At 68.8% G+C, this 24,114-nt stretch carries 29 protein-coding genes and 1 tRNA gene; 7 read left to right on the top strand and 23 right to left on the bottom strand.

All coding sequences use genetic code 11. The features are described from left to right. The first annotated feature begins 14 nt into the window (after positions 1–14). Entirely contained in the window at positions 15–800 is a 786-nt protein-coding gene (locus ACY5J6_RS10775; protein WP_054638577.1) for an undecaprenyl-diphosphate phosphatase, read from the top strand. Here ACY5J6_RS10775 and ACY5J6_RS10780 read toward each other — a convergent pair. After that, a complete protein-coding gene (locus tag ACY5J6_RS10780) occupies positions 792–1,853 on the bottom strand; it encodes an aminotransferase class V-fold PLP-dependent enzyme (RefSeq protein WP_462845098.1) in 1,062 nt (353 codons plus the stop codon). The two genes, ACY5J6_RS10775 and ACY5J6_RS10780, sit on opposite strands and share 9 nt — an antisense overlap. Before the next feature lie 146 nt (positions 1,854–1,999). Here ACY5J6_RS10780 and ACY5J6_RS10785 point away from each other — a divergent pair, with 146 nt between their 5' ends. The 3 genes from ACY5J6_RS10785 to ACY5J6_RS10795 all read left to right on the top strand — a co-directional run bounded on the left by ACY5J6_RS10785 (position 2,000) and on the right by ACY5J6_RS10795 (position 3,931). Continuing rightward, positions 2,000–3,046 carry a DnaJ C-terminal domain-containing protein gene (locus ACY5J6_RS10785; protein WP_462845100.1) on the top strand — a complete coding sequence of 349 codons (1,047 nt, stop codon included), beginning with the start codon at positions 2,000–2,002 and terminating at the stop codon, positions 3,044–3,046. Positions 3,047–3,161: 115 nt separating this feature from the next. Further along, positions 3,162–3,383: a cold-shock protein gene (locus tag ACY5J6_RS10790; RefSeq protein WP_038064636.1), complete on the top strand. Its 222-nt coding sequence runs from the start codon at positions 3,162–3,164 to the stop codon at positions 3,381–3,383. 83 nt (positions 3,384–3,466) lie between these two features. Next, positions 3,467–3,931 carry an N-acetyltransferase family protein gene (locus ACY5J6_RS10795; RefSeq protein ID WP_462845103.1) on the top strand — a complete coding sequence of 155 codons (465 nt, stop codon included), beginning with the start codon at positions 3,467–3,469 and terminating at the stop codon, positions 3,929–3,931. Positions 3,932–4,027: 96 nt separating this feature from the next. Here the strand turns inward: ACY5J6_RS10795 and ACY5J6_RS10800 are convergent, their stop codons facing one another. From ACY5J6_RS10800 to panC, 12 genes are all read right to left on the bottom strand, one after another. Beyond that, complete coding sequence (locus tag ACY5J6_RS10800) at positions 4,028–4,267, bottom strand: ferredoxin (RefSeq protein WP_054647405.1); 240 nt, start codon at positions 4,265–4,267, stop codon at positions 4,028–4,030. A gap of 214 nt (positions 4,268–4,481) precedes the next feature. Next, the gene (locus tag ACY5J6_RS10805) at positions 4,482–5,021 is read right to left on the bottom strand and encodes a hypothetical protein (protein ID WP_462845105.1); all 540 of its coding nucleotides are present in this window, start codon (positions 5,019–5,021) and stop codon (positions 4,482–4,484) included. Positions 5,022–5,025: 4 nt separating this feature from the next. After that, complete coding sequence (locus ACY5J6_RS10810; protein ID WP_462845107.1) at positions 5,026–5,718, bottom strand: NTP transferase domain-containing protein; 693 nt, start codon at positions 5,716–5,718, stop codon at positions 5,026–5,028. Between the two features lie 255 nt (positions 5,719–5,973). Next, a complete protein-coding gene (locus tag ACY5J6_RS10815; RefSeq protein WP_462845109.1) occupies positions 5,974–7,584 on the bottom strand; it encodes a PEGA domain-containing protein in 1,611 nt (536 codons plus the stop codon). A 68-nt stretch (positions 7,585–7,652) separates the two neighbouring features. Beyond that, on the bottom strand, positions 7,653–8,603 hold the full coding sequence (locus ACY5J6_RS10820) for an acetyl-CoA carboxylase carboxyltransferase subunit alpha (protein ID WP_462845111.1): 951 nt from the start codon (positions 8,601–8,603) through the stop codon (positions 7,653–7,655). Continuing rightward, complete coding sequence (accD, locus tag ACY5J6_RS10825; RefSeq protein ID WP_462846528.1) at positions 8,587–9,444, bottom strand: acetyl-CoA carboxylase, carboxyltransferase subunit beta; 858 nt, start codon at positions 9,442–9,444, stop codon at positions 8,587–8,589. The genes ACY5J6_RS10820 and accD overlap by 17 nt, the downstream gene beginning before the upstream one ends. Beyond that, complete coding sequence (locus ACY5J6_RS10830) at positions 9,444–9,818, bottom strand: bactofilin family protein (protein WP_462845113.1); 375 nt, start codon at positions 9,816–9,818, stop codon at positions 9,444–9,446. Before ACY5J6_RS10830 ends, accD begins: the two co-directional genes overlap by 1 nt. A 1-nt stretch (position 9,819) precedes the next feature. Then, the gene (locus tag ACY5J6_RS10835; RefSeq protein ID WP_462845115.1) at positions 9,820–10,710 is read right to left on the bottom strand and encodes a M23 family metallopeptidase; all 891 of its coding nucleotides are present in this window, start codon (positions 10,708–10,710) and stop codon (positions 9,820–9,822) included. A gap of 49 nt (positions 10,711–10,759) precedes the next feature. Continuing rightward, the gene (locus tag ACY5J6_RS10840; protein WP_462845117.1) at positions 10,760–12,031 is read right to left on the bottom strand and encodes a thymidine phosphorylase; all 1,272 of its coding nucleotides are present in this window, start codon (positions 12,029–12,031) and stop codon (positions 10,760–10,762) included. Positions 12,032–12,138: 107 nt separating this feature from the next. After that, positions 12,139–13,056: a class II fructose-1,6-bisphosphate aldolase gene (fba, locus tag ACY5J6_RS10845; RefSeq protein WP_462845119.1), complete on the bottom strand. Its 918-nt coding sequence runs from the start codon at positions 13,054–13,056 to the stop codon at positions 12,139–12,141. A gap of 149 nt (positions 13,057–13,205) precedes the next feature. Further along, positions 13,206–14,315, bottom strand: coding sequence for a type IV pilus twitching motility protein PilT (locus ACY5J6_RS10850; protein ID WP_462845121.1), 1,110 nt, complete (start codon positions 14,313–14,315; stop codon positions 13,206–13,208). After that, positions 14,312–15,142, bottom strand: coding sequence for a pantoate--beta-alanine ligase (gene panC, locus ACY5J6_RS10855; protein ID WP_462845123.1), 831 nt, complete (start codon positions 15,140–15,142; stop codon positions 14,312–14,314). Before panC ends, ACY5J6_RS10850 begins: the two co-directional genes overlap by 4 nt. A 21-nt stretch (positions 15,143–15,163) precedes the next feature. Here panC and ACY5J6_RS10860 point away from each other — a divergent pair, with 21 nt between their 5' ends. Beyond that, on the top strand, positions 15,164–15,445 hold the full coding sequence (locus ACY5J6_RS10860; protein ID WP_462845125.1) for a hypothetical protein: 282 nt from the start codon (positions 15,164–15,166) through the stop codon (positions 15,443–15,445). Here ACY5J6_RS10860 and rsfS read toward each other — a convergent pair whose 3' ends face one another. The 9 genes from rsfS to secG form a co-directional block, all read right to left on the bottom strand. After that, a complete protein-coding gene (gene rsfS / locus ACY5J6_RS10865; protein WP_462845127.1) occupies positions 15,446–15,787 on the bottom strand; it encodes a ribosome silencing factor in 342 nt (113 codons plus the stop codon). A 6-nt stretch (positions 15,788–15,793) separates the two neighbouring features. Next, positions 15,794–16,891: an LCP family protein gene (locus ACY5J6_RS10870; protein WP_462845129.1), complete on the bottom strand. Its 1,098-nt coding sequence runs from the start codon at positions 16,889–16,891 to the stop codon at positions 15,794–15,796. Continuing rightward, complete coding sequence (yqeK, locus tag ACY5J6_RS10875) at positions 16,881–17,438, bottom strand: bis(5'-nucleosyl)-tetraphosphatase (symmetrical) YqeK (protein WP_054638241.1); 558 nt, start codon at positions 17,436–17,438, stop codon at positions 16,881–16,883. The genes ACY5J6_RS10870 and yqeK overlap by 11 nt, the downstream gene beginning before the upstream one ends. Continuing rightward, positions 17,413–17,973: a nicotinate-nucleotide adenylyltransferase gene (gene nadD / locus ACY5J6_RS10880; RefSeq protein WP_462845132.1), complete on the bottom strand. Its 561-nt coding sequence runs from the start codon at positions 17,971–17,973 to the stop codon at positions 17,413–17,415. Before nadD ends, yqeK begins: the two co-directional genes overlap by 26 nt. Further along, entirely contained in the window at positions 17,974–19,227 is a 1,254-nt protein-coding gene (gene obgE, locus ACY5J6_RS10885) for a GTPase ObgE (protein WP_462845134.1), read from the bottom strand. It abuts the gene before it with no gap. A gap of 6 nt (positions 19,228–19,233) precedes the next feature. Then, positions 19,234–19,491 (bottom strand): 50S ribosomal protein L27, encoded by a 258-nt coding sequence (gene rpmA / locus ACY5J6_RS10890; RefSeq protein ID WP_054638771.1) that lies wholly within the window; start codon positions 19,489–19,491, stop codon positions 19,234–19,236. Between the two features lie 3 nt (positions 19,492–19,494). Continuing rightward, on the bottom strand, positions 19,495–19,800 hold the full coding sequence (rplU, locus tag ACY5J6_RS10895) for a 50S ribosomal protein L21 (RefSeq protein ID WP_462845136.1): 306 nt from the start codon (positions 19,798–19,800) through the stop codon (positions 19,495–19,497). Positions 19,801–19,896: 96 nt separating this feature from the next. Then, a tRNA-Ala gene (locus ACY5J6_RS10900) sits at positions 19,897–19,972 on the bottom strand. 36 nt (positions 19,973–20,008) lie between these two features. After that, on the bottom strand, positions 20,009–20,236 hold the full coding sequence (gene secG, locus ACY5J6_RS10905; RefSeq protein WP_054638773.1) for a preprotein translocase subunit SecG: 228 nt from the start codon (positions 20,234–20,236) through the stop codon (positions 20,009–20,011). Positions 20,237–20,291: 55 nt separating this feature from the next. On the opposite strand from secG, the gene ACY5J6_RS10910 reads away from it, so the two are divergent. After that, complete coding sequence (locus ACY5J6_RS10910; protein ID WP_462845139.1) at positions 20,292–21,224, top strand: threonine/serine dehydratase; 933 nt, start codon at positions 20,292–20,294, stop codon at positions 21,222–21,224. A gap of 22 nt (positions 21,225–21,246) precedes the next feature. Next, positions 21,247–22,878 carry a formate--tetrahydrofolate ligase gene (locus tag ACY5J6_RS10915; protein ID WP_462845141.1) on the top strand — a complete coding sequence of 544 codons (1,632 nt, stop codon included), beginning with the start codon at positions 21,247–21,249 and terminating at the stop codon, positions 22,876–22,878. 60 nt (positions 22,879–22,938) lie between these two features. Here the strand turns inward: ACY5J6_RS10915 and carA are convergent, their stop codons facing one another. Beyond that, complete coding sequence (gene carA / locus ACY5J6_RS10920; RefSeq protein ID WP_462845143.1) at positions 22,939–24,114, bottom strand: glutamine-hydrolyzing carbamoyl-phosphate synthase small subunit; 1,176 nt, start codon at positions 24,112–24,114, stop codon at positions 22,939–22,941.

Raw genomic sequence — 24,114 nt, forward strand, 5'->3', positions numbered from 1 at the left:
CCTTCCATGGTAGCATGGGCCGCGTGAGCGCTTGGGAAGCCCTTCTCCTGGGCATCGTGGAGGGCCTCACGGAGTTCCTGCCCGTCTCCTCCACGGGCCATCTGACCCTTCTCTTCCACCTCCTGGGCTTGCCCGTGGAGGCCGACCCCTTCCTCAAGACCTTTCTCATCGCCATTCAGCTGGGGGCCATCCTGGCGGTGCTCCTCCTTTACGGGAAGCGCTTCGCCGGGGACCGGGGGCTTTGGGCGCGCATCGGGGTGGCCTTCCTGCCCACGGCCCTCCTGGGCTTTCTCTTTTATCCCCTCATCAAGGGGGTCATCCTGGGGAAGGACGGGGTGGTGGTCTTCTTCCTCTTCTTCGTGGGCCTGGCCCTGCTCCTCGCCGACCGCCTGGCGGAAAGGGCCCGGTACCGGGACGTGAAGGAGCTCCCCCTCCTCAAGGTGGCCTGGATCGGGGTGTTCCAGGGGATGGCCGCCCTCTTCCCCGGCACGAGCCGGAGCGGGGCCACCATCCTGGGGGGGCTCCTCCTGGGCCTAAGGCGCAAGGCGGCGGCGGAGTTCAGCTTCCTCCTGGCCCTGCCCACCATGCTGGCGGCGGTGGGGTACGACCTCCTGAAAAGCGCCCCGGAGGTGCCGGAAGGGGGCTTTGAGCTCCTCCTTTTGGGCTTCGCCTCCGCCCTGGTGACCGCCCTGGCCACCGTGCGCTGGATGGTGGCCTTCGTGGAACGGGTGGGGTTCCGCCCCTTCGCCTACTACCGCATGGCCCTGGCCCTGGTCTACGCCTACTTCTTCCTACGCTAGGGCCAGGGCGCGGTCCAGGGCCTTTAGGAAAGCTCCGTAGAACTCCTTCCGGGCCCCCTCCCCCATGAGGCCGAGCCGGAGCACCTGCCCCCGGGTGGGGCCAATGCCCCCGGCCACGGCCACCCCTTCGGCGTAGAGGGCCTTCACCAGGCGGTCCGCCTCCACCCCTTCCGGGGGGCGCACCACCAAGACCGTGGGGAGGGGGCTTTCCTTGGGATAGGGCCGGAAGCCTCGGGCCTTAAGCTCCTCCAGGACCCAGGCGTAGACCTCCCGGGCGCGCTTTTCCCGGGCCTCGAGGCCCTCCTCCAAGGCCAGATCCAGGGCCTCCAGGAGGGCGTAGTGGAGGAGCACCGGGGTGGTGTGGTGGTAACCGCCCCGCTCCCAGTGCTCGGCGATGCGGGCGAGGTCCAGATACCAACCCCGCCTCCCGGTGAAGGCCCGGCGGCCCTCGGCGGAGAGGGCGATGGGGGCCAGGCCCGGAGGGGCGGAAAGGCACTTCTGGCTTCCGGTGAAGGCGTAGTCCACCCCCATCCCCTTCATGGAAAAGGGAAGCATGCCCAAGGTGGTGACGGCGTCCAGAAAGAAAAGGGCCCCGGCCTCCTTGGCCAGGGCCCCGATGGCCTCCGCCGGGTTCAACACCCCGGTGGAGGTTTCCCCGTGGACCAGGGCCACCATGCGGTAGCGCCTCCTCCTGAGTTCCTTGGCCACCGCCTCCGGGTCCACGGCCTCCCCCGGGGGGAAGTCCAAGACGGTGGGCTCGAGGCCGTGGAGGGCCGCCATCTCGGCCACCCTTTGGGAGAAGGCCCCGTTTACCAGGACCAGCACCGGGCCCCGGTCCAGGTTGGCGAGCCCCGCCTCCATGCCCAGGCTACCCGAGCCCGCCAAGGCGGCCAGCAGGGCCCCTTCGCCGGGGTCAAAAAGCCTTCTCAAGCGCTCCTGGATGGCGCGGTTGACCTCCAGCACCTCGGGGTCCAGGTGCCCCCGCATGGGGCGGAGGAGGGCCTTCTGCACGCGTTCGGGAATGGGGGTGGGACCTGGGGTGAGCAAGAGCATCCTTAAGCCTCCCTAAAAGCCGAGGCCCCCGCGGGCAAACCCGGGGGGCCCTTCCCGAAGGAAGGGGCCCCCTACCGGATAGCTCGCAGGAGCCTCATTGAGGGGCACTTTAGCAAAACCCCTTCCCCTTGTAAAGTGCTAGGTGGATGAAGGACTACTACGCCATCCTGGGGGTAAGCCGGGAAGCCACCCAGGAGGAGATCAAAAAGGCCTACCGCAGGCTCGCCCTCCAGTACCACCCCGACAAGAACCCCGGGGACAAGGCGGCGGAGGAGCGCTTTAAGGAGATCAACGAGGCCTACGCCGTCCTCTCCGACCCCGAGAAGCGGGCCCAGTACGACCGGGGGCTTCTCGGGGAAGGGAGCTTGCCGGCCGAGGACCTCTTCGACCTCTTCGCCCAGGTCTTCGGCTTCCGTTCCCCAGGCCGCCCGGCCCCCCGGGGGGAGGACCTCGAGGTCCAGGTGGAGGTGGAACTCCAAGACCTCCTCCAGGGCAAGGAGGCGGAGGTGGCCTATACCCGCCTGGTCCCCTGCGAGGCCTGCGGGGGCCAAGGGGGCAAGCGGGTGGCCTGCCCCACCTGCGGGGGCCGAGGGGTGGTGGAGGCCTACCAGCGGGGCCTCTTCGGCACCTTCGTGAGCCGCACCCCCTGCCCCCACTGCAAGGGCCAGAGCTTCCTTCTGGCGGAGGCCTGCCCCGTCTGCCGGGGCCGGGGCCGGGTGCCCCGGGAGGAAAGGGTGCGGGTGCGGATTCCCCCGGGCATGGAGGAAGGTTACCTGCTGCGGGTGCCGGGCTACGGCAACCTGGGGCCGGGAGGCCCGGGGGACCTCTACGTGCGGCTTTCCGTGCGCCCTCACCCCCACCTGGAGCGGGAAGGCCCCCATCTGATCTACCGCCTTAAGCTGGGCCTGGCCCAGGCCGCCCTAGGCACCCGGGTGGAGGTGCCGGGCCTCACCGGTCCCCTTCCCCTGGACATCCCGCCGGGCACGGGCCACGGGGAGGTCTTTGAGCTTCCCGGGGAGGGCCTTCCCCACCCTGGGGGGCGGGGAGCCTTGCGGGTGGTGGTGGAGCTTTCCGTGCCCAAGAAGCTCCCCCCCAAGGCCAAGGAGCTCCTTCGGGCCTATGCCCAGGAGGTGGGCGAGGAGGTGGCCCCCGAGGGCTTCTGGGAAAAGCTCAAGGGGCTCTTCCGCAAATAACCCCTCCCGTGGTAAAGTGGGTTATTCCGGGTCGCTTTAGGGTGGCCCCCTGGGTCTAAAGCAACCCCTCAAGCCCCGGATGCGGGTCTTCGGGCCCGGAAGAAGAAGGAGCGGTATGCAGAAGGGTCGGGTCAAGTGGTTCAACGCGGAGAAGGGCTACGGCTTCATCGAGCGCGAGGGGGACACGGACGTCTTTGTCCACTTCAGCGCCATCAACGCCAAGGGGTTCCGCACCCTGAACGAGGGCGACATCGTCACCTTTGACGTGGAGCCGGGCAAGAACGGCAAGGGCCCCCAGGCGGTGAACGTCACCGTGGTGGAGCCGGCCCGCAAGTAAAGGCCTCTGGAAACCGCCCCGGTGGAACCCGGGGCGGTTTTCCATCACCCTCTTCTCAGGAAGATGTGGGTAGGATAGCCGGGATGCGGGCCCTCAGCCTCAGCCTCAGGCCGGCCTCACCGGAGGACGCCCCCCTGCTCCACGGCCTTTTCCTGAAAAGCCCCGGCTACTTCGCCCTGATCGGCATGGAGCCTCCTACCCTCGAGGACGTCCTCCAGGACCTGCGTACCCTCACCCATGACCCCCGCCGCCGGGCCTTCCTCCTCCTTTTGGAGGAGGAGGCCGTGGGCTACCTGGACTACAAGCTCCACTACCCCGAGGCCCAGGACGCCACCCTGAGCCTCCTCCTCATCCGGGAGGACCACCAGGGCCAGGGGCTCGGCCAGCGGGCCCTGAACCACCTGCTGGGCCACCTCGCCGGGGTGGAGCGGCTCTACGCCGTGGTCTACGGGCACAACCCCCGGGCCAAGGCCTTCTTCCGCTCCCAGGGGTTCCGCCACGTCAAAGACGGTGGGCCCGCCCTCAGCTGGTACGTGCGGGAGCTTTAATACCACCCCATACTGGCTTGGGCCAGCACGGGGGCCCCAGCTAGCAAGGCAAAAGAAAGGGTATAAGCGCCCCACCCCGAAGGGTGGGGCGAAGGGTTACTCTAAGCCTGCCAGCTTGCGGTTTTTCTCAATGTAAAACTTCCACTGCTCGGGCACGTCCTCCTCGGGAAAGATGGCGTTCACCGGGCAGGCGGGCACGCAGGCCCCGCAGTCGATGCACTCCTCGGGGTGGATGTAGAACTGGTCCCCCCCGTCGTAAATGCACTCCACCGGGCAGACTTCCACGCAGGACTGGTCCTTCACGCCGATGCAGGGTTCGCAGATCACGTGCGGCATTTTCCACCTCCTGAGCTACCGCTCCCCCCTATTTTAGGGCACCCCTCCTCCTGTCAAGGCCTTTCCGGCAAGCCAAGGCCTGGAAAGGGCCTTCCCGAGGCGTTGGGGCGGGCCAAGTACCCCACCGCAGCTTTCGCTGCGGTGGGGGCCCCCAAAAAGCCTTCTTCTATCCCTATTTCGGGCATCCCATGTCGCGAAACCAGAGGACGGGCACTTAGACCCCCAGGTAACGGAAAAAGGCCTCCCGAGGGATGGCCCCCAGCACCTCCTCGCCCCGGACCACCAGAACCAGGGGCTGGCGGAGGAAGAGGGGGTAAAGCTCGCTCGCCGCCACCTCCGCCTCCACGCTGGGCACCTCCTCCAGGGGAAGGATGTGGTCGGCGAGGCCCAGGACCCCCACCGGCCTCCCCTCCTGTTCCAAAAGGGCCACCCCGCGGCCTTCATAGGCCTCCAGGGCCTCCGTGCGGGGAAGGGGCCGGGCCAGGCGCCAAGCCGGGGTAGGCCCGAACAGCCCGGCGGTGAGGAGGGTGAGGCAGGGCACCCGCACCGCCCGGCTGGCCACGGCCAGGGCGAAGGAGAAGGCGAGGAGGAAGGTCATCCCCTCCAGGAGGCCAAAGAAGTTGAAACCGCCCCACCCCAGCTGCCCCGTCCCCCCCAGGAGGTAGTGGACCACCAAGGAGAAGAGAAGCCCCAGGACCAGGGCCGCCAGGTAGGCGAAAAGCCCGGCCAGGCGAAGCTCCTTCACCGTGCGCATGGGCTTAGCTTACCAGGTCCTCCTCCCGGTCCACGTCCACCCCCACCTCGGGGTAGGGGGTGGGAAGGGCCCGGGCCTCCACCCCCAAAAGGCGCCTGGCCCGCGCCTCCAGGTCCCCCAGGGAAAGCCTTCCCAGAAGAAGCTTCAGGAGGATGTCCCAGCCGATGCGCCGGGCCAGGGCCAGGGGCCTCTTGCGGAGGGCCACCACCTCCTTGGCCAGGGGCAGGGCCTGGAAAAAGAGGGCCTTGTCCAGGAGGAGGAGGTTCCCCCCGGTGAAGGTGCCCTCCCGCAGGCGGGCGTAGGTGCGGCGGTTCCCCGGAAAGCGGGCCTCCACCTGTTCCTTGGGCACGATGGGGTAGACCAAGGCCGCCTCCGGAGCGTTCTCCAGCACGAAGCGCACCGCCTCCGCCCTCAGGTGGGGGATGTCGGCGGTGGCCACCAGGACCTTCCCCTCCACCTGGGCCAGGGCGGCCTCGAGGTTGGCGAGGAGGCTTCCCCGGTCGGGGAGGGTAAGCCTTGGAGGAGGGGAAAGCCCCGGGTTCTCCCCCACGTAGATGGCCGGAAGCCCCGCCTCCTTCAAAGCCTCCAAGACCCATTCCGCCATGGGTCTTCCCCGGTAGGGCACCAGGGCCTTGCTCCTCACCCCGTACTTCTTCGCCCAGGGCTCCTCGCCTCCCGCCAAAACGATGGCCTCCATCCCCACCATGGTACCCCTGGCCCAATGGCCTCAGGGAACTCTCGGCCAGGGCCAGGAGAAGGCCTTTTTGGGGCCCCCAAAGCCGACGGTGGGGTACTTATACCACCCCATGCTGGCTTGCGCCAGCATGGGGGCCCCGGTCAAAAAGGCCCGCAGGACTCCCGTACTCGGGCTTAGGCGAAGGATTCACGCCAAAGGGGTATTAGGACAGGGGCCCCACCCTGGTTTGGGGTGGGACCCCCTCCCGGGAAAAGGCTAGAGGGGATTAAGGGTGAGGCGAAGCACCTGGTTCCCGCTCACCCGCACCGTCTGGACCAGGGTGCGGTAGCCCCTGGCCACCAGGGTAAGCTCGTGCTCGCCGAAGGGGACCTCGAGGCGGAGGTAGCCCCCCTTGGCCACCCCCACCTCCTCCCCGTCCAGAAAGACCCGGGCCTCCACGTTGAGGTAAAGCTCCAAGACCCCCCGCACCGGGACCAGCTCCACGTAAAGGCGCAGGCTCTCCCCGGGGCGCACCTCCACCTGGGCCCGGTACTCGGCGTGGCCCGGGGCCACCACCCGCACCTCGTGCAAGCCGGCCTCGAGGCTCACCCTAAGGGGAGCCCGCCCCAGCAGGCGGCCATCCACGTAGACCTCCGCGCCCTCGGGCCTGGCCTCCAGGAGGAGTTCCCCGGTGCGCAGGGGCCTCAGGGTTGCGGAAAGCCGGGTTTCCCGCCCCCCCTCCACCCGGACCGAGGCCGTGTAGGGCTCGTACCCTGGGAGGCGGAACTCCACCCGGTAGGCGCCCTCGTCCAAGCTCAGGCGCAAGGGGGTGCGGCCCTGGAGGCGGCCCTCCAGGTAGACCTCCGCCCCCTGGGGGCTGGTTTCCAGGTAGAGGGTGCCGGTGCGGGGTAGGGGCACCAGGCGGACCTCCAGCCGGGTGGTCTCGCCCCGGCGCACCTGGACCGTGGCCCGGTAAGGCTGGTAGCCGGAAAGCCTGAGCTCCACCTGATAGCGGCCCTCAGGAAGGGCCAGGCTCAAGGGCGTGCGGCCCCGCAAGACCCCCTCCACGTACACCTCGGCCCCGGATGGGGTGGAGCTCACGCCCAGGGTCCCCTGCCGGGGCTCGGGGACAAGCTGGGCGAAGATCCGCACCTGCTCCCCAGGCTTGGGGTTCACCGTGGCCCGGTAAGGCCGGTAGCCGGAAAGCCTAAGCTCCACCTCGTGCCGCCCCGGGTTCACGGAAAGGGCGAGGGGGGTGCGGCCTTGGAGGCGGCCGTCCAGGTAGACCTCCGCCCCTTGAGGGCTGGAGTCCACGCTCAAGGTGGCCGCGGCCGGGGGAGGGGGCGCCATGCGGCCCACGAAGTACCGGGCCACGTCCGTGACCCAGTCTTTATCCGGCAGGGGCTCTATCACGATGGAGAGGGCCCGGGCCAGGCCTTCCGCTCCCTGGACCCGCACCCGGTTCCCCTCCACGTCCAGGATCTCCCCTAAGGAGAGGGGGCGCCGGCTGGCCACGGCCAGGATCCGGTCCTCCCCCTCGGGGCCGGTCACGGTGTAGCGGTAACGGGCCCCTTCCGGGGGGAAGCGGCGGGTTTCCCCCGCCCGGAGGAAGTTGTCCCGCTCGTAGGCGTTGGGCAGAATGGGGTCTATGCGGCCGTCGGCGTTGATGTTGAAGAGGTAGACGTAGGCGTCCTGGTTGACGTTCACGTAGATAAAGATGGGCTCGCCCACCTGGTAGACGGCACCCCCCCTTTTGCCGGGGTCCTTGTCCACCCAGACCTTCACCCTTAGGTCCGTGGGCACCGGGTTGACGATGATGCCCTGAGGGGTTATCTGCTGGGCCAAGGCGAGGCCTAGGCCCAAAGCCGCCATGAGGAGTTTCCGCATCTCCCTCACCTCCGCCTTTAGGCTAAGCCCAAGGTGTGAAAATCCTGAGGGAAAAAGGCCAAGGCCCCTTAAGGCTCGGCGTAGGCTCCAAGGGCGCGGAAGCGGCGGTAGCGGTCCTGGTAAAGGGCTTCCGGGGAAAGCCCCTTAAGCTCCTCCAGGGTCTTGAGAAGGGCCTCCTTGATGTTCCGGATGGCCCCCTCCGGGTCCTTGTGGGCCCCGCCCTCGGGCTCGGGGACGATGGCGTCCACCACCCCCTGGGCGAGGAGGTCCTTTGCGGTGAGCTTCAGGGCCTCGGCGGCCTTGGGGGCCTCCTTGGCGTCCCGCCACAGGATGGCGGCGCAGGACTCGGGGCTGATGACCGAGTACCAGGCGTTCTCCAGGATGAGGACCCGGTTGGCCACGGCGATGGCCAAGGCCCCCCCGCTTCCCCCCTCCCCCAGGATGAGGGCGATGGCGGGGACACGGAGGCGGCTCATCCGCTGGATGCTCTGGGCGATGACCCAGGCCTGCCCCCTTTCCTCGGCGGAGACCCCGGGGTAGGCCCCGGGGGTGTCGATAAAGGCGAGGAAGGGGTAGCCGAAGCGGTCCGCCAGGTCCATGAGGCGCATGGCCTTGCGGTACCCCTCGGGGTGGGGCATGCCGAAGTTGCGCTGCAGGTTCTCCTTGGTGTCCCGGCCCTTCTGGTGCCCCACCACCACCACCTTCTCCCCCTCCAGGTAGGCGAGCCCCCCCACCATGGCGGGGTCGTCGGCGAAGGCCCGGTCCCCGTGGAGCTCTATAAAGTCCTGGAAGGCCTTTTCCAGGACGTCCAGGGTGGTGGGCCTCCCGGGGGCGCGGGCAAGCTGGACCCGCTGCCAGGGGGTGAGGTTCCCGTAGGTCTCCTTCTTGAGCCGGTCCAGGCGCTCCTCCAGGAGGCGGATCTCGGCCTCTAGGTCCACCCCCGTGGCCTTGGCCGTCTCCTTGAGTTCTTGAATGCGCTTTTCCAGCTCCAGGATGGGCTTTTCAAACTCCAGGGGCATAGGCCACTCCCGGGTGCAGGTGCCGAAGCACCCGAACCAGCTCCTCCCTGAGCTTCCTGCGGTCGGTGACCCGGTCCACCATGCCGTGTTTCAAGAGGAACTCCGAACGCTGGAAGCCCTCGGGGAGCTCTTGCCGGATGGTCTGGCGGATGACCCGGGGCCCGGCGAAGCCGATCAGGGCTCCAGGCTCGGCGAAGATCACGTCCGCTAGGGCGGCGAAGCTCGCCGTCACCCCCCCCGTGGTGGGGTCGGTAAGGATGGAAACGTAGGGCAGGCGCTTGGCCCAAAGGAGGTCCAGGCTCATCACCGTCTTGGCCATCTGCATGAGGGATAAGGCGGCCTCCTGCATCCTCGCTCCCCCGGAGGCGGCCACGATGACCAGGGCCCTCCCCTCCTCCGCCGCCCTTTCCGCCCCCCGGGCGATCTCCTCCCCCACCACGCTCCCCATGGAACCCCCGGCGAAGGCGTAGTCCATGACCAGGAGAACCGCGGGCACCCCCCCGATCCGGCAGGTGCCTCCCAGGAGGGCGTCGGGCCTCCCGGTTTCCTCCTGGTAGGCCTTGAGCCTCTCCGCGTAGGGCTTGGTGTCCACGAAGCCCAAGGGGTCCAGGGGCCGAAGCCCGGTGGTCTCCTGGAAGGTGCCGGGGTCGGCCAAGGCCTCCACCCTTTCCCGGGCGGGCATGCGGCGGTGGTGGCCGCACTTGGGGCAGACGTAGAGGTTCTCCTTGAACTCCTTCTTGTAGAGCTGGGCCCCGCAGGCCTCGCACCGGGTCCAAAGCTCGGGAACGTCCCGCCCCTCCCCTTGGGGTCGCTTCCTCCTAAAAAGCCTTTCCAGGGCCATCACGCCTCCTTGGGGGCCTCGAGGGCCTTGTGCTCCCCGGCCACGCTCTGGCCCACGAAGACCGCCCCCGCCTCCACGTCCAGGGCCTGGGCCCTTAGGGTTCCGGTGAAGCGGGCGGTCTTGGAGAGGGAAACCTTCTCCGCCACCAGGTCCGCCCGCACCTCGCCGTGGATGTGGACCGCCTTGGCCTCCACCTTGGCCCCCTCCACCCGGCCCGTGGGGCCCACCTCCAGCTCCCCCTCCACCAGGACCGAGCCCTGCACCCTCCCATCTATGCGCACCTGGCCCCTGGCCCTAAGGTCCCCCAGGACCTCGGTGTCGGGACCCAGGTAGGTCAAGGCCTCGGCTTGCTTCCGCCTAAGCATGCGCCCCATTTTATCGGCTGGCCAGGTAGGAACGAGGGTCCACCGCCACCCCCCGGCGGTAAATGGAGTAGTGGAGGTGGGGCCCGGTGGAGCGGCCCGTGGAGCCCACGTAGCCCAAAAGCTGCCCCCGCTCCACCCGCTGGCCGGGGCGCACGGCGGCGCGGGAAAGGTGGCCGTAGAGGGTCTGGTAGCCCTGGGCGTGGTCCAGGAGCACCGCCAGGCCGTAGGCCCCCATCCACCCCACCCGGGCCACCACCCCGCTTCCCGTGGCGAAGACCGGGGCGCCGTAGGGCGCGGAGAAGTCCAGGCCGTCGTGGAACTCCCACCCGGGGCCGAAGGGGTTTTTGCGCACCCCGAAGGGGGAGGTCACCCCCTGGTATCCCCGGAGGGGAAGCCCCAGGGGAAGGCTCTCTTCTATCTCCAGGGTGCGCTCCAGGGCGGGGGCTACCTCGGCGAGCTGGTTCTTCAGGTCCAGAAGGGCGGCCTCCACCTCGGTCCAGGCCGCCATGGCCCCGCCCCCTTGGGCCCCCTCCTGGTAGCGGACGGGGGTGGCGTTGATGGGGGAAAGCCCCGCCCGGCGGCGGAGCTCGTCTATCGCTTTCTTTAGGGCTTCCAGCTCCTTCCTGGTGCGCTCCGCCTCCCGGGAGAGGGCCCCGTTCTTGGCCCGCTCGGCCTCGAGGGCCAGGGAGAGGCGCCTGGCCTCCTGGGAGAGGGCGTGGAGCCTGGCCTCCAGGGCCCGCACCTCCCGGGCCCGGTGCCAGAGGTAGAGGTTGGCCCCGCTCCAGAGGAGAAGCCCCCCCAGGAGGGCCAAAAGCGCCCAGCCCGGCAAGTTCCAAGCCCGGCTTCCCCCGCCGCTTTTGGCCAGGAGGAGGGTGTACCGGGCAGGCCGCTTCCTTTTCATCGGGGGGGAGTATACCACCCCGGGAAGCCCGGGGCCAATCCCAAGGCCCTTAGATTGTTTCCAGAATCAAGGGGGCAGGCCGGGCCTCTTCGCCCAGGGCGTAAGCGGCCTTGAGCTGTTCCAGGGCCTCCTCCAAGCCCCGCCCCCGGTGGTAGACCAGGGCCAGGGCCTCCCCCCGCTCCACCCGGTCCCCGGGCTTCTTGAGCAGGTAGACCCCCACCCCGTGGTCAATGGGCTCCCCCTTCCGCTTCCGCCCCCCGCCCAAGGCGAGGACGGCGAGGCCCACCTTATAGGCGTCCACCTCCCGCACCACGCCCTCCCGCTCGGCGAGGAGGGGAAGTTCTTCGGCGAGGGGCAAAAGGGAGAAGTCCTCCACCGCCCTGGGGTCCCCCCCTTGGGCCTCGAGGAAGGCGCGGAACTTCTCCAAAGCCGCCCCGCCCTCCAGGGCCTTCCCGGCGCGGGCGGGGTCCAGGCCCTCGAGCTTTAAGGCCTCCTCCGCCAGGGCCAAGGCCACCTCCAGGAGGTCCCCAGGGCCCTTCCCCTTTAGGGTCTCTATGGCCTCCCGCACCTCTATGGCGTTCCCCACCGCCCGCCCCAGGGGGGCCTCCATGGAGGTGAGGAGGGCCCTGACCCGCCTTCCCGCCCCCAGGCCGATCTCCACCATGGTCTTAGCAAGAAGCCTCGCCTCCCCCAAGGTCTTCATGAAGGCCCCCCGGCCCACCTTCACGTCCAAGACGATGCTCCGCGCCCCGGCGGCGAGCTTCTTGCTCATGATGGAGCTCGCGATCAAAGGCACGCTCTCCACCGTGGCGGTCACGTCGCGGAGGGCGTAGAGCTTCCCGTCCAGGGGGGCGAGGTCCGGGCTTTGGGCGGCGATGACGAGGCCCACCCTCCGGGCCCTCTCCAAAAACTCCGCCTCCGTCATCTCCCCTCGCCACCCCGGCACCGACTCCAGCTTGTCTATGGTCCCCCCGGTGTGGGCCAGGCCCCGGCCCGACATCTTGGCGAAGGTGCACCCGCTGGCAGCGAGAATGGGCCCCACCACCAGGCTCACCTTGTCCCCCACGCCCCCCGAGGAGTGCTTGTCCACGGGGTGCGGCAGGCCGGAGAGGTCCAAAACCCTCCCCGAGCGGGCCATGGTCTCGGTGAGCCAGAGGGTCTCCTCGGCGTCCAGGCCCCGAAGGAAGGCCGCCATGAGCCAGGCGGCCACCTGGTAGTCCGGCACCTCGTCCCGCAGATAGCCGAGGAGAAAGGCCTCGAGGTCCTCCCGGCGGTGCTTTTTCCCTTCCCGCTTCTCCCGGATGAAGGCCACGGGGTTCATGGGCCCATGCTACGCCAAAGCCATGGCCACCCGGTACCGGTTCGGCCTGGAGGAGTGGGAGAGGAGGCGGAGCCTTTGGCCTTTCCCGGGGTGCGGATCCCCTGGGGCTAAGCCCGCCCCACGGAGCCGAAAAGCTCCATGCGGCTTTTCACCACCTCCTTCACCGCCTCCCGGGCGGGGCCCAGGTACTTCCTGGGGTCAAACTCCTTGGGGTTTTTCCCCAGGGTCTCCCGGATGAGGGCGGTGAAGGCCAGGCGCAGGTCGGTGTCGGTGTTGATCTTGGCCACGCCCAAGGAGATGGCCTTCTTGATGTCCTCGGGGTGGATGCCCGAGGCCTCCCCGATCTCCCCCCCTGCGGCCCGGAAGCGCTCCACGAGCTCCTGCGGCACGGCGCTCGCCCCGTGGAGGACGAGGGGGGCAGGGACGAGCCCGGCGATGCGGGCGAGCCGGGGGTGGTCAATGAAGGGACGGCCCTTCCCCTTGTAGGCCCCGTGGCTCGTGCCGATGGCCACCGCCAGGTAGTCGGCCCCCGTGCGCTCCATAAAGATCCGGGCCTCCTCGGGGTTGGTGAGGAGGGCGTCCTTCTCGTCCACGGCCACGTGCTCCTCAATCCCCGCAAGCCGCCCGAGCTCCGCCTCCACCGTGACCCCCACGGCGTGGGCCGCCTCCACCACCCGCTGGGTCTCCCGGACGTTGGTCTCAAAGTCCTCGTGGGACTTGTCGATCATGACGCTGGTGAAGCCCTCCCGGAGGGCCTTGAGGACGCTCTCGTAGCTGGAGCCGTGGTCCAGGTGCACGGCCACGGGCACCCGGGCCTCCTGGGCCAGGGCCACCACCATGCGGGTGAGGGCTTTGCCCCCGTACTTCATCGCCCCCTCGGAGAGGGCGAGGATCACGGGGCTCCTCACTTCCTCGGCGGCCTCGAGGATAGCCTGGGTGAACTCCATGTTGTTGGTGTTGAAGGCCCCCACCCCGTAGCCCTCCGCCCGCGCCTTCTTCAGGATTTCCAGACCGGTGACCAGCATACGCGCCTCCGGCCCCGATTATACCTAGATGGAAGCGTGGAAAACCCCTTGGCGCCCGCGCTTCCCATACCCCTTTGGCGTGCACCCTTCGTCCAAGCCCAGGCGTGGTGCCGGGCCCCCATGCTGGCCCATGCCAGCATGGGGCGGTATCAGTACGCCTGCCCCGTGGCCTTGGTGAGGAGGAGCCGGAACTCGTGGGGGCTGGTGGCGGCGGAAAGGGCGTCCTCCAAGGAGATGAGCCCTTCGGTGTAGAGCTCCACCAGGTGCTGGTCAAAGGTGCGCATCCCGTGGAGGGAGCCCTCCATCATGGCCTCCTTGATCTGGGGGGTCTTGTCCTCGTCCTTGATGAGCTCCCGCACGTAGGGGGTAGCGATGAGGATCTCCAGGGCCAGGACCCGCCCAGCCCCGTCCGCCCGGGGAAGAAGCCGCTGGGAAAGGATGCCCAGGAGGGACTCGGCGAGGAGGATGCGCACCTGCTGGTGCTCGTGCAGGGGGAAGAACTCGATGATGCGGTTGATGGTGCGCCAGGCGTCCAGGGTGTGCAGGGTGGAGAGGACCAGGTGGCCCGTCTGGGCCGCCATGAGGGCGGCCTCCACCGTCTCCTTGTCCCGCATCTCCCCGATGAGGATCACGTCGGGGTCCTGGCGCATGGCGTACTTGACCCCGGAGTAGAAGCTGTCCGTGTCCAGGCCCACTTCCCGTTGCACCACCAGGCTCTTCTTGTGCCGGTGCAGGAACTCTATGGGGTCCTCTATGGTGATGATGTTCTTGGCGTAATGAAGGTTGATGTGGTCAATAAGGGCCGCCAGGGTGGTGCTCTTGCCGCTCCCCGTGGGCCCCGTGACCAAGATGAGCCCCCGCTCCTTGGCCGCCAGGCCTTCCATCACCTCCCGGGGGAGGCCCAGGGCCTCAAAGCTCGGGATCACCTCGGAGACCACCCGCATCACCAGGCCGAAGCTTCCCCGCTGCCTCAGGAGGTTACAGCGGAAGCGGGCCACCCCGGGGATGGTGTAGGCGAAGTCCATCTCCTTGCGGTACTCCATCTCCTCCCACTGCTCCGGGGTGAGGAGGGCCCGGGCGATGGCCTCGGTGTCCTTGGGGGTGAGGGGGCGGTTGCCAAAGGGCCTCAGCTTCCCGTCCACCCGCACCACCGGCGGGGCCCCCGCCTGCAGGTGGATGTCCGAGGCCCGGGCCTGGACCATGGCCCTGAGCATCTCCACAAGGCTTTGCCTGCCTTCCTGGGGGTGGGCCTCGCTCATGGATAGACCTCCAGGTTGTCGATGAGCCGCGCCTCGGGAAACCGCCCGGCCACGATCCCCCTGGCCCCCGGCACCCAGTGGGAAAGGGGCAGGAGGGTCTCGGGGTGGACGATGGCCAGGTAGTCCTTGCGGAACTCGGGCACCTCCCGAAGGACCTCTTCCCCCGCCCCTAGGGCCTCGGCCACGCTCCCGCCCCTCCTGGCCACCTCCCGCATGGCGGAAAGGGCGCGGTAGAGCACCGGGGCCTTCTGGCGGGTCTCGGGGGAAAGGTAGACGTTGCGGCTGGAAAGGGCCAGGCCGTCCTCCTCCCGCACCGTGGGCACCCCCACCACCTCCAGGGGAAAGCCCAGGTCTCGGACCATCTTCCGGATGACGAGGAGCTGCTGGTAGTCCTTCTCCCCAAAGTAGGCCTTTTGGGGGCCTACCAGGAGGAAAAGCCTCGCCACCACCGTGGCCACCCCCTGGAAGTGGCCGGGGCGCACCGCCCCCTCCCAAAGGGCGGTGAGGGGACCCTCCACCTGGACCCGGGTGGCGAAGCCCTCGGGGTACATCTCCTCCACGCCGGGGGCGAAGAGGAGGTCCACCCCCGCCTCCTGCAAAAGGGCCCGGTCCCGCGCGAGGTCCCGGGGGTAGCGGTGGTAATCCTCCCCGGGACCGAACTGCAGGGGGTTCACGAAAATGGAGACCGCCACGAAGGGGTTCTCCCGGCGGGCCCGCTCCACCAGGGCGAGATGCCCCCGGTGGAGGTAGCCCATGGTGGGGACGAAGCCCACCCCCTCCTTAGGCAGGGCCTCCCTTAGCTCGGCCACGGCACGGACCACCTTCACGGGCCCAGTATACTTGGCTCCGTGGGGAAGAAGAAGCGCGAGGAAAAGCTGAAGAAGAAGGCCCTAAAGGAGTGGGAGGCCCGCAGGCCCAAAAGCCTGCGCGAGGCCCTCCGCTACTTCCCCGGGGTCTTCCTGCGCACCGCCTTGGTGATGATGGGGGCGGTGGCCCTTCTCCTCTTGTTGGGCGCCCTGGGGGTTGGGCTCGCGGGGAGCTTCTGGTTCCAGCTTCTGGTTTACCTGGGGTTTTACCTGGGCTTTCAGCGCTTCATCATGGGACCTTTGGCCCCTCCCCGGGTGAAGTAGTCAGACCCGGTCGGCGTCGGCCCAGAAGCCCTCGAGGTCGTAGTAGGCCCGGGCCTCAGGGGTCATGAGGTGGACCACCACCTCGCCGTAGTCCAGCACCACCCAGCGGGGGCTTTGCCCCTCCGTGGGCCGGGGGCGAAGCCCCTCCGCTTCCAGCTTCTCCAAAAGGTGCCGCTCCAGGGCCTGAAGATGGGGGGCGCTGGTGGCGCTGGCCAGGACGAAGTAGTCCAAGCTCTGGGACACCCCGCGCAGGTCCAAGGCCACCACATCCTCCGCCTTCTTTTCCCAAAGGAGATCCTTGATGCGTCCGATGAGATCCAGCGCCTCCTTGGTCTTCACCATCTAAGCTCATTGTAGCAGGTCCCGCCCGAGCTCCACCACCACGCCCACCAGGGGCCGGTGGGGAGCGAGGAGGGGCAGGTGGAAGAGGTCGGCGAAGTAGGCTCCGGCCTCGGGGTCTTGGGCGTAGACGGCGCTCCTAACCACCTGGGTAGCCTCTTCCTCGGCCCTTATCCCCTCCCGGGCCAAAAGGAGCCGGGCCCAGGCCATAAGCTCAGGCTCCCCCCTAAGGCGCACGGCCACCCGGGGAGGCGAGGAGGGGGCGGCCACGCCGAAGAAGGCGGAAAGGAAACGCCCCCTCGCCTCCTCGTCCACGTAGAGAAAGGTCCCGGGGCCTTCCCGGGTGGGGAGGGTAGCCAAGGCCAGCTTCAGCCCCCGCACCGCCGGCAGATGGGCGAGGAGCTCCTCCAGGGTAAGGTTCGTGTCCAGTTCCCCCCAAGCCTCCCGCAGGGCCAAGGTGAGGGCGGGCCAGGTCCTGGGGTCTTGGGCCCTCTTCAGGACCTGCCCCACCACCTCCTTGATCCGGTCCAGTCGAGCGTAGTCCCCCAAGGCGTCGTGGCGGAAGCGCATGTACTTCACCGCCTCCTCGCCCGAAAGGTGAAGCGGGCCCGCGGGAAGGTCTATGTAGAGCCTCGCCGCCCGGTCGGTATAGCGCATGGGCTTTTCCAGGTAGACCTCCACCCCCCCCACGGCGTCCACCACCCGGGCCACGCTTTCCAGGGTGAGGACCAGGTGCCTCTCCGCCACCAGACCCGTGGCCTCCTCCACCGCCCGCTTCAAAAGCTCGGGCCCGCCCCGCCCGTAGGCGGCGTTGATCTTGCCGCCCACCAGGGGGCTAAAGAGGTCCCGGGGGATGGCTACCCCCCTCACCTCTCCTCCCTGGAGGCGAAAGTAGAAGATGGTATCCGTCCGGCTGCCAGGGCCGCAAGGGGTGTGGTAGCCGCAGTACTCTATGTCCCGGGCGGCCACCACCATCCCCATCTCCGGAAGGGGACCCAGCCGCACCGGGCGGACCTCCCCCTCCGAAGGCGCGCGGGGCCAGGAGAGCACCCCCCCCAGGGCAAAGAGGGCCAGGGCCAAGAGGAGGAAGGAAAGCCTAGGGCGCATCCTTCAGGCTGCGGTAAACCGAGAGGGTCTTGGGGTGGACGGGAACCCCCTTGGCGGCGAGGTAGTTCACCTTGTTCTCCACCGCCCGGCGGTAGGCCTGGAGAAGCTGCCCGGAAAGGGCGAGCTCCCGGATCTCCCCGTTCACCCCCCTTCCTGGCTCGGAGATGTCGGCGATGTAGAGGGCCATGCCCAGGCCGTTTCCCGGGTCCACCCCAAAGACGTGGCCCTCTATGGCCTCCAGCACCTCCTCGTCCTCCACCCCCCAGGCCTGGGCCAGCTTGCGGGCCGCCCGGCCGTGGAGGGCGAGGGGGTGGGTCCTCTCCACCTCGTTCTCCGGGGGGGCGAGCTCTAAAAGCGCCTCCTCGGGGAGGTCCCGGGCGGCGTCGTGGAGGAGACCGGCCAGGTAAGCCCGCTCCCCATCCAGACCGTTCTTCTCGGCGATCTCCTTGGCCAAGGCCGCCACCCGGAGGATGTGCTCCAGGCGCTCCGGGCGCACCAAGGGCCTGACCTTCTCCAGAAGCTCAGCGGTAGAGACCGTGCTTTTCAAGGTACACCTCCACGGGGCGGGGAACCCAGTAGCGGACGCTCAGGCCCTCCTTAAGGCGTCTGCGGATCTCGGTGCTGGAGATGCCCACCTCGGGCACCCTAAGGGGCACCACCGGCACGGGCATCCCTTCCAGCGAGTAGCCGGGACGGGCCACGGCCACCAGGGTGGCGAGCTCGGGAAGCCTCCGCCCCTCCTTCCAGGTGAGGACCTCCCGGTAGGCGTCCGCCCCGGTGATGAAGAAGAGCTCGTCCCCCGCGAAAAGCCTCCGGGCCTCCTCCAGGGTGTCCACGGTGTAGCTGGGCCCCGGGCGGTCCAGCTCCAGCCTCGAGGCCGCAAAGCGCCAGTCCTCCCCCGTGGCCAGAAGGACCATCTCGTAGCGGGCCTCCGGAGGGGCCACGGGGGTCTTGTGGGGAGGCCGGGCGGCCACCACGAAGAGCACCCGGTCCAGGCCCAAGGCGCTCGCCGCCTCGCTGGCGGCGATGAGGTGCCCCAGGTGGATGGGGTCAAAGCTCCCGCCAAAGAGGCCCAGGCGCACCTACCCCTCCGGGATGTACTCGAACTCCAGTCCGGCCACCCGCACCACGTCCCCCGCCCTCACCCCCTTGGCCCTGAGGGCGGCCTCCACCCCGTGGCGCTTGAAGACCTCCTGGAGGTACCCTGCGGCCTCCAGGAGATCCCCCTTAAGGCGCCTGAGGTAGCGCTCCACCTCGGGGGCCCGCACCTCGTAAACCCCCTCCTCCAAGGGCACCACCTCCACCCCCGCCCTCACCTCGGTGCGGGGCGTGGGCTTGGGGAGCTCAGGGGCAGGGGTGGCCTGCACCAGGTTCCAGAGGGCCTCCTTTAACTCGGGAAGCCCCTCCCCGGTGAGGGCGCTCACCGGGATCACCGGAAGCCCCTCCTGGGCCAGCCCGGCCACCCGGGCCCTCACCTCCTCCGGGGAGAGGAGGTCCACCTTGGTGAGGGCCACCAGGCTCGGCCGCAGGAGAAGCCCCCGGTCGTAGGCCCCCACCTCCTGCCTTAGGGTGCGGAGGGCGGAAAGGGGGTCCTCTGCGGCGTCCAGAACGTAAAGGAGGACCCGGGTGCGGGCGATGTGGCGCAGGAACTCCAGGCCCAAACCCTTCCCCTGGCTCGCCCCCTCGATGATCCCCGGGATGTCGGCCAGGGTGAAGCGCCCCTCCCCAGGGACCTCCACCACCCCCAGGTTGGGACTTAGGGTGGTGAAGGGGTAGGGAGCGATCTTGGGGTGGGCCCGGGTGGTGGCGGCGAGGAGGCTGGACTTGCCGGCGTTGGGGTAGCCCACCAGGCCCACGTCGGCGATGAGCATGAGCTCCAGGCGAAGCCGCCTTCTCTCCCCCTCCTCCCCCGCCTCGGCGAAGCGGGGGGCTTGGCGGGTGGGGGTCACGAAATGGGCATTCCCCCGCCCCCCTTCCCCGCCCCGGGCCACCAGGACCGTCTGGCCTTCCTCGGTGAGGTCGGCCAGGAGCTCCCCGGTGTCGGCGTCGTAAACCCGGGTGCCTCGAGGCACCTCAATGAAGAGGTCCTCCCCGGCGCGGCCGTGCTGGCCGCTTCCCTTGCCGTGCTCCCCGTCTTCGGCCTTATAGGTGCGCTTGGAAAGCCCAGAAAGGGAGTCCACGCTCCCCCGGGCCCTGAGGTAGACGTTCCCCCCCCGCCCCCCGTCGCCCCCGTCCGGCCCCCCCTTGGGCACGAACTTCTCGCGTCGGAAGGAAACGGCGCCGTCGCCACCCCGGCCGGCGGCGACGGTGATATGGAGAACGTCCTGAAAGGCCAAGGCCCCTTAGCTCAAGGGGCGCACGTGCACGTAGCGGCCTAAGCGCCCCTTGTCCTGGAACTCCACCACCCCGTCCACCAGGGCGAAGAGGGTGAAGTCCCGGCCCATGCCCACGTTCTTACCCGGCTTAAAGCGGGTTCCCCGCTGGCGGACCAGGATGTGGCCCGCCCGCACCACCTGACCGCCAAAGCGTTTCACTCCCAGGCGCTTGGACTGGGAGTCGCGGCCGTTTTTCGTGGAACCAAGTCCCTTTTTGTGCGCCATGGCTCACCCCTGGATTTCCTTGATGAGGAGCTCGGTGTAGGGCTGGCGGTGCCCCTTCTTGCGGCGGTACTGCACCTTGGCCTTGAACTTGGCGATGGTGATCTTCTTGCCCCTGCCGTGGCCCAAGACCTCGGCCACCACCTTGGCGCCTTCCACATAAGGAGCCCCCACCGCCGTCTTCTCGCCCCTCAGGAGGAGGACGGGAAGCTCCACCTGGCTCCCGGGCTCGGCCGCAAGCTTCTCCACCCTCAGCTTCAGGCCAGGCTCCACCCGGTATTGCTTTCCACCTGTCTTGACGATCGCGAACATGGCCTCCCCTTTGGGCCCTTGGGCCCTACCGGTCTTTCACTATACCCAAACCCCGGGCCTCCCGCAAGCCGAAGCCCCCCTTGCGGGGGGCTTTTCTGGTGGAGCCGAGGGGATTCGAACCCCTGACCTCCTCAATGCCATTGAGGCGCGCTCCCAACTGCGCCACGGCCCCAGGCAACGCCTATGGTACCGGGGGGAAGGCTTCTTGTCAACGGGGCCAGAGGCCGATAAGGAGGGCCAAGAGGGCGAAGACCGCCCCCAGGATGACGGTGAGGCGGTAAAGCCCGCCCGTAACCCCCCGGGCGGAGAAGAGGTCGGCCGAGCCCCCCATGAGGTCCCCCGCCCCTTGCTTGGGCTCCTGCACCAGGACCAGGTAGACCAAAAGCCCCGCCACGCCGAGGTAAAGGAGGATGACCAGGGTGTAGAGGAAGTCCATACCCCTCCCACTTTAGCGCGGGAAGGCCAGGGTGTCCACCTGGCAAGATGGGGGCATGGAACTGGCCGAGATCTACGCCGCCTTCCGGCGCATCGCCCCCTACACCCACCGCACCCCCCTCCTCACCTCTCGCCTCCTGGAGGAGCTTTTGGGCAAGCGCCTCCTCCTTAAGGCCGAGCACCTGCAAAAGACGGGGAGCTTCAAGGCCCGGGGGGCGCTTTCCAAGGCCCTCACCCTGGAAGGCCCCAAAGGGCTTCTCGCCGTCTCCAGCGGGAACCACGCCCAGGGGGTGGCCTACGCCGCCAAGGTGCTGGGGGTGAAGGCCCTGGTGGTCATGCCCGAGGAGGCAAGCCCCTACAAGAAGGCCTGCGCCCGGGCCTACGGGGCGGAGGTGGTGGACCGGGGGGTGACGGCCAAGAACCGGGAGGAGGTGGCCCAGGCCCTCCAGGAAGAAACGGGCTACGCCCTCATCCACCCCTTTGACGACCCCTTGGTCATCGCCGGGCAGGGGACGGCGGGGCTTGAGCTTCTGGCCCAGGCGGGGCGGATGGGGATCTTCCCCGAGGCCGTCCTCGCCCCCGTGGGGGGCGGGGGGCTCCTCGCCGGGGTGGCCACGGCGGTGAAGGCCCTCTCTCCCACGACCCTCGTCCTCGGGGTGGAGCCCGAGGCCGCGGACGACGCCAGGAGGAGCCTGGAGGCGGGAAGGATCCTCCGCCTGGAAGCGCCCCCCAGGACCCGGGCGGACGGGGTGCGGACGCTAAGCCTGGGGGAGCACACCTTCCCCATCCTCAAGGAGAAGGCGGACGGGATCCTCACGGTGAGCGAGGGGGCCATCCTCGAGGCCGAGCGCCTCCTCTTCACCCGCACCAAGCAGGTGGTGGAGCCCACGGGCGCCCTCCCCCTGGCCGCGGTGCTGGAGCACGGGGCGAGGCTTCCCCAAACCCTCGCCCTCCTCCTCTCCGGGGGCAACCGGGACTTCTCTCCCTAGGGGGGCGGGGTAAGCTGACCCCGTGGTCGTCAAGGAAAGCCTCCTACCCATAGAGGAAGTGGCGGCGAAGCTCGGCCTAGGCCGGGACCGGCTTTACCTCTACGGCCCCCACATGGCCAAGGTCCTGGGGGAGCCCCCGAAGGCCAAGGGCAGGCTGGTTCTCGTCACGGCCATCACCCCCACCCCGGCGGGGGAAGGGAAGACCACCACGGCCATCGGACTGGTGGACGCCCTCTGGCGCCTGGGGAAGCGGGCGGCCTTGGCCCTGAGGGAGCCCTCCCTGGGGCCCGTCTTCGGGGTCAAGGGCGGGGCCACGGGGGGCGGAAGGGCCCGCGTGGAGCCCCGGCACGAGATCAACCTCCACTTCACCGGGGACTTCCACGCGGTGACCAGCGCCGTGAACCTCCTCAACGCCCTCCTGGACAACCACCTGCACCAGGGGAACCCCCTTGGGATTGACCCCAGGCGCGTGGAGCTCAAGCGGGCCATAGACATGAACGACCGGGCCCTAAGGCACATCGTCTTGGGCCTCGGGGGCAAGGCCCACGGGGTGCCCCGGGAAGGGGGGTTTGAGCTCACCGTGGCCAGCGAGGTCATGGCCCTCATGAGCCTGGCCCGGGACTTCCGGGACCTGAAGGAGCGCCTCGGCCGGATGCGGGTGGGCTTCACCTACGAGGGCAAGCCGGTCTACGCGGAGGACCTCATGGCGGTGGGGGCCATGGCCGCCCTCCTCCGGCAGGCCTTCCTCCCCAACCTAGTGCAGACCGCCGAGAGCAGCCCCGCCTTCATTCACATGGGGCCCTTCGGCAACATCGCCCACGGCACCAACTCTCTGAGGGCGAGCCTCTTCGCCCTGGGCCTCGCCGACTACGTGGTGCAGGAGGTGGGCTTCGCCACGGACCTCGGCCTGGAGAAGTTCATGAACGTGGTGGCCCGCACCACGGGCCTCGTCCCCGAGGCGGTGGTCCTGGTGGCCACGGTGCGGGCCCTTCGCTACCACGGAGGGCAGGACGCCTACGGGATGCCGGACCCCAAGGCGGTGAAGGAGGGCCTCGCCAACCTGGAAAAGCACGTGGAGAACGTGGAGCTTTTCGGCTACAAGCCCGTGATCGCCCTAAACCGCTTCCCGAGCGACGCCCCGGAGGAGATCGCCCTGGTGCAGGGCTTCGCCGAGGAAAGGGGCCTTCCCTTCGCCCCGAGCGAGGTCTACGCCAAGGGGGGCGAAGGGGGCCTGGAGCTCGCCGAGAAGGTCCTCGAGGCCCTGGACCTGCCCCACGCCTACCGGCCCCTCTACCCCCTCGAGGCCCCCCTGGAGGCGAAAGTGGAGGCCATCGCCACCCGGGTCTACGGGGCAGAAGGGGTGGAGTGGAGCGAGGAGGCCAAGAGGGCCCTCAAGGCCGCCAAGAAGGAGGGGTGCGAGGCCCTGCCCGTGGTCGTGGCCAAGGCCGCCACCTCCCTCTCCGACAACCCCAGGCTCCGGGGCAGGCCCCGGGGCTTCACCGTGCGGGTCACGGACCTCCGCTGCCGCCTGGGCGCGGGCTTCGTGGTGGTCTACATGGGCGGGATAGAGACCCTCCCCGGCCTCCCCAAGACCCCCCAGGCCTTCGGGATTGACGTGGACGAGGAAGGCCACATCCGGGGAATGGACTACTAAAGCCCCCAGGAAACCTTTCGCCGGGGCCCCCATGCTGGCTTAGGCCGGCATGGGGTGGCGTCAGATCCCGTGCTGGTCCGCCCGCTGCTTCTCCACGGGAAGCCCCGTGGCCCCGTGGAAGGCCTCCACCTCCTCCAGGAAGCGGCGGAAGAGGTAGAGGGCATCGTGGGGGCCCGGGGCGGCCTCGGGGTGGTACTGGACGGAGAAGACGGGGTAGCGGGCGTGGGCCATGCCCTCGAGGGTGCCGTCGTTCAGGTTCACGTGGGTGGGGCGGAAGTCCTTGAGGGAGTCAATGTCCACGGCGTAGCCGTGGTTCTGGCTGGTGATCTCCACCTTCCCCGTCTGGAGGTTCTTCACCGGGTGGTTCGCCCCCCGGTGGCCGAACTTCATCTTGAAGGTCCGCCCCCCCGCCGCCAGGGCCAGAAGCTGGTGCCCCAGGCAGATGCCGAAGGTGGGCAGAAGCCCCATGAGCTTCCAGATGGTCTCGTGGGCGTAGCGGGGCATGGTGGGGTCGCCGGGCCCGTTGGAGATGAGGAGGCCGTGGGGCTCCAGGGCCATGATCTGGTGGGCCGGGGTCTTCCCGGGAACCACGATGACCTCAAAGCCGAGGGCGGCCAGGTTCTCCACGATGGCGTGCTTGATGCCGAAGTCCATGACCACGATCCGCCGCCCCGACTTCAGGGTGGGCCAGGCGTAGGGCAGGGGGGTGGAGACCTCGGGGGTCATGTCCCGACCGTCGATGTCCGTCCAGGAGCGGGCCTCCTCCTGGAGCGCCCGGAGCTCTTCCTCGGTGAAGGCGTGGTCGGGAGCGCCGAAGAGGCTCGCGTGGGCGATGGTCCCCTTCAGGACCCCACCTTCTCGGATCTTCCGCACCAGGGCCCTCGTGTCTATGCCCTCGATCCCCACCACCCCGTAGAACGCCATGAACTCCCCGATGGTCTGCTGGGCCCGGGGGTTGGAGGCCACGCGGCTAAACTCCTTGGCCACAAAGCCCCTCACCCAGGGGCGGTTGGACTGCATGTCGTAGACGTTCACCCCGTAGTTGCCCTGGTGGGGGTAGGTCATGACCACGATCTGCCCGTGGTAACTGGGGTCGGTCATGATCTCCTGGTAGCCGGTCTGGGCGGTGTTGAAGACCACCTCCCCCACCGTCTTCCCCCGGGCGCCGAAGGCGTAGCCGTGGTAGACGGTCCCGTCCTCCAGGACCAAAACGGCGCGCTCCTTCACTCCAGCCAT

Source organism: Thermus sp. H19.2 (assembly GCF_054979525.1).

What these genes read in the sequence shown, in the direction of transcription:
- ACY5J6_RS10775 (WP_054638577.1), top strand. Translation starts at nt 15, where the DNA reads ATGGGCCGCGTGAGCGCTTGGGAAGCCCTTCTCCTGGGCATCGTGGAG.
- ACY5J6_RS10780 (WP_462845098.1), bottom strand. Translation starts at nt 1,853, where the DNA reads ATGCTCTTGCTCACCCCAGGTCCCACCCCCATTCCCGAACGCGTGCAG.
- ACY5J6_RS10785 (WP_462845100.1), top strand. Translation starts at nt 2,000, where the DNA reads ATGAAGGACTACTACGCCATCCTGGGGGTAAGCCGGGAAGCCACCCAG.
- ACY5J6_RS10790 (WP_038064636.1), top strand. Translation starts at nt 3,162, where the DNA reads ATGCAGAAGGGTCGGGTCAAGTGGTTCAACGCGGAGAAGGGCTACGGC.
- ACY5J6_RS10795 (WP_462845103.1), top strand. Translation starts at nt 3,467, where the DNA reads ATGCGGGCCCTCAGCCTCAGCCTCAGGCCGGCCTCACCGGAGGACGCC.
- ACY5J6_RS10800 (WP_054647405.1), bottom strand. Translation starts at nt 4,267, where the DNA reads ATGCCGCACGTGATCTGCGAACCCTGCATCGGCGTGAAGGACCAGTCC.
- ACY5J6_RS10805 (WP_462845105.1), bottom strand. Translation starts at nt 5,021, where the DNA reads ATGCGCACGGTGAAGGAGCTTCGCCTGGCCGGGCTTTTCGCCTACCTG.
- ACY5J6_RS10810 (WP_462845107.1), bottom strand. Translation starts at nt 5,718, where the DNA reads ATGGAGGCCATCGTTTTGGCGGGAGGCGAGGAGCCCTGGGCGAAGAAG.
- ACY5J6_RS10815 (WP_462845109.1), bottom strand. Translation starts at nt 7,584, where the DNA reads ATGCGGAAACTCCTCATGGCGGCTTTGGGCCTAGGCCTCGCCTTGGCC.
- ACY5J6_RS10820 (WP_462845111.1), bottom strand. Translation starts at nt 8,603, where the DNA reads ATGCCCCTGGAGTTTGAAAAGCCCATCCTGGAGCTGGAAAAGCGCATT.
- accD (WP_462846528.1), bottom strand. Translation starts at nt 9,444, where the DNA reads ATGGCCCTGGAAAGGCTTTTTAGGAGGAAGCGACCCCAAGGGGAGGGG.
- ACY5J6_RS10830 (WP_462845113.1), bottom strand. Translation starts at nt 9,818, where the DNA reads ATGGGGCGCATGCTTAGGCGGAAGCAAGCCGAGGCCTTGACCTACCTG.
- ACY5J6_RS10835 (WP_462845115.1), bottom strand. Translation starts at nt 10,710, where the DNA reads ATGAAAAGGAAGCGGCCTGCCCGGTACACCCTCCTCCTGGCCAAAAGC.
- ACY5J6_RS10840 (WP_462845117.1), bottom strand. Translation starts at nt 12,031, where the DNA reads ATGAACCCCGTGGCCTTCATCCGGGAGAAGCGGGAAGGGAAAAAGCAC.
- fba (WP_462845119.1), bottom strand. Translation starts at nt 13,056, where the DNA reads ATGCTGGTCACCGGTCTGGAAATCCTGAAGAAGGCGCGGGCGGAGGGC.
- ACY5J6_RS10850 (WP_462845121.1), bottom strand. Translation starts at nt 14,315, where the DNA reads ATGAGCGAGGCCCACCCCCAGGAAGGCAGGCAAAGCCTTGTGGAGATG.
- rsfS (WP_462845127.1), bottom strand. Translation starts at nt 15,787, where the DNA reads ATGGTGAAGACCAAGGAGGCGCTGGATCTCATCGGACGCATCAAGGAT.
- ACY5J6_RS10870 (WP_462845129.1), bottom strand. Translation starts at nt 16,891, where the DNA reads ATGCGCCCTAGGCTTTCCTTCCTCCTCTTGGCCCTGGCCCTCTTTGCC.
- rpmA (WP_054638771.1), bottom strand. Translation starts at nt 19,491, where the DNA reads ATGGCGCACAAAAAGGGACTTGGTTCCACGAAAAACGGCCGCGACTCC.
- rplU (WP_462845136.1), bottom strand. Translation starts at nt 19,800, where the DNA reads ATGTTCGCGATCGTCAAGACAGGTGGAAAGCAATACCGGGTGGAGCCT.
- secG (WP_054638773.1), bottom strand. Translation starts at nt 20,236, where the DNA reads ATGGACTTCCTCTACACCCTGGTCATCCTCCTTTACCTCGGCGTGGCG.
- ACY5J6_RS10910 (WP_462845139.1), top strand. Translation starts at nt 20,292, where the DNA reads ATGGAACTGGCCGAGATCTACGCCGCCTTCCGGCGCATCGCCCCCTAC.
- carA (WP_462845143.1), bottom strand. Translation starts at nt 24,114, where the DNA reads ATGGCTGGAGTGAAGGAGCGCGCCGTTTTGGTCCTGGAGGACGGGACC.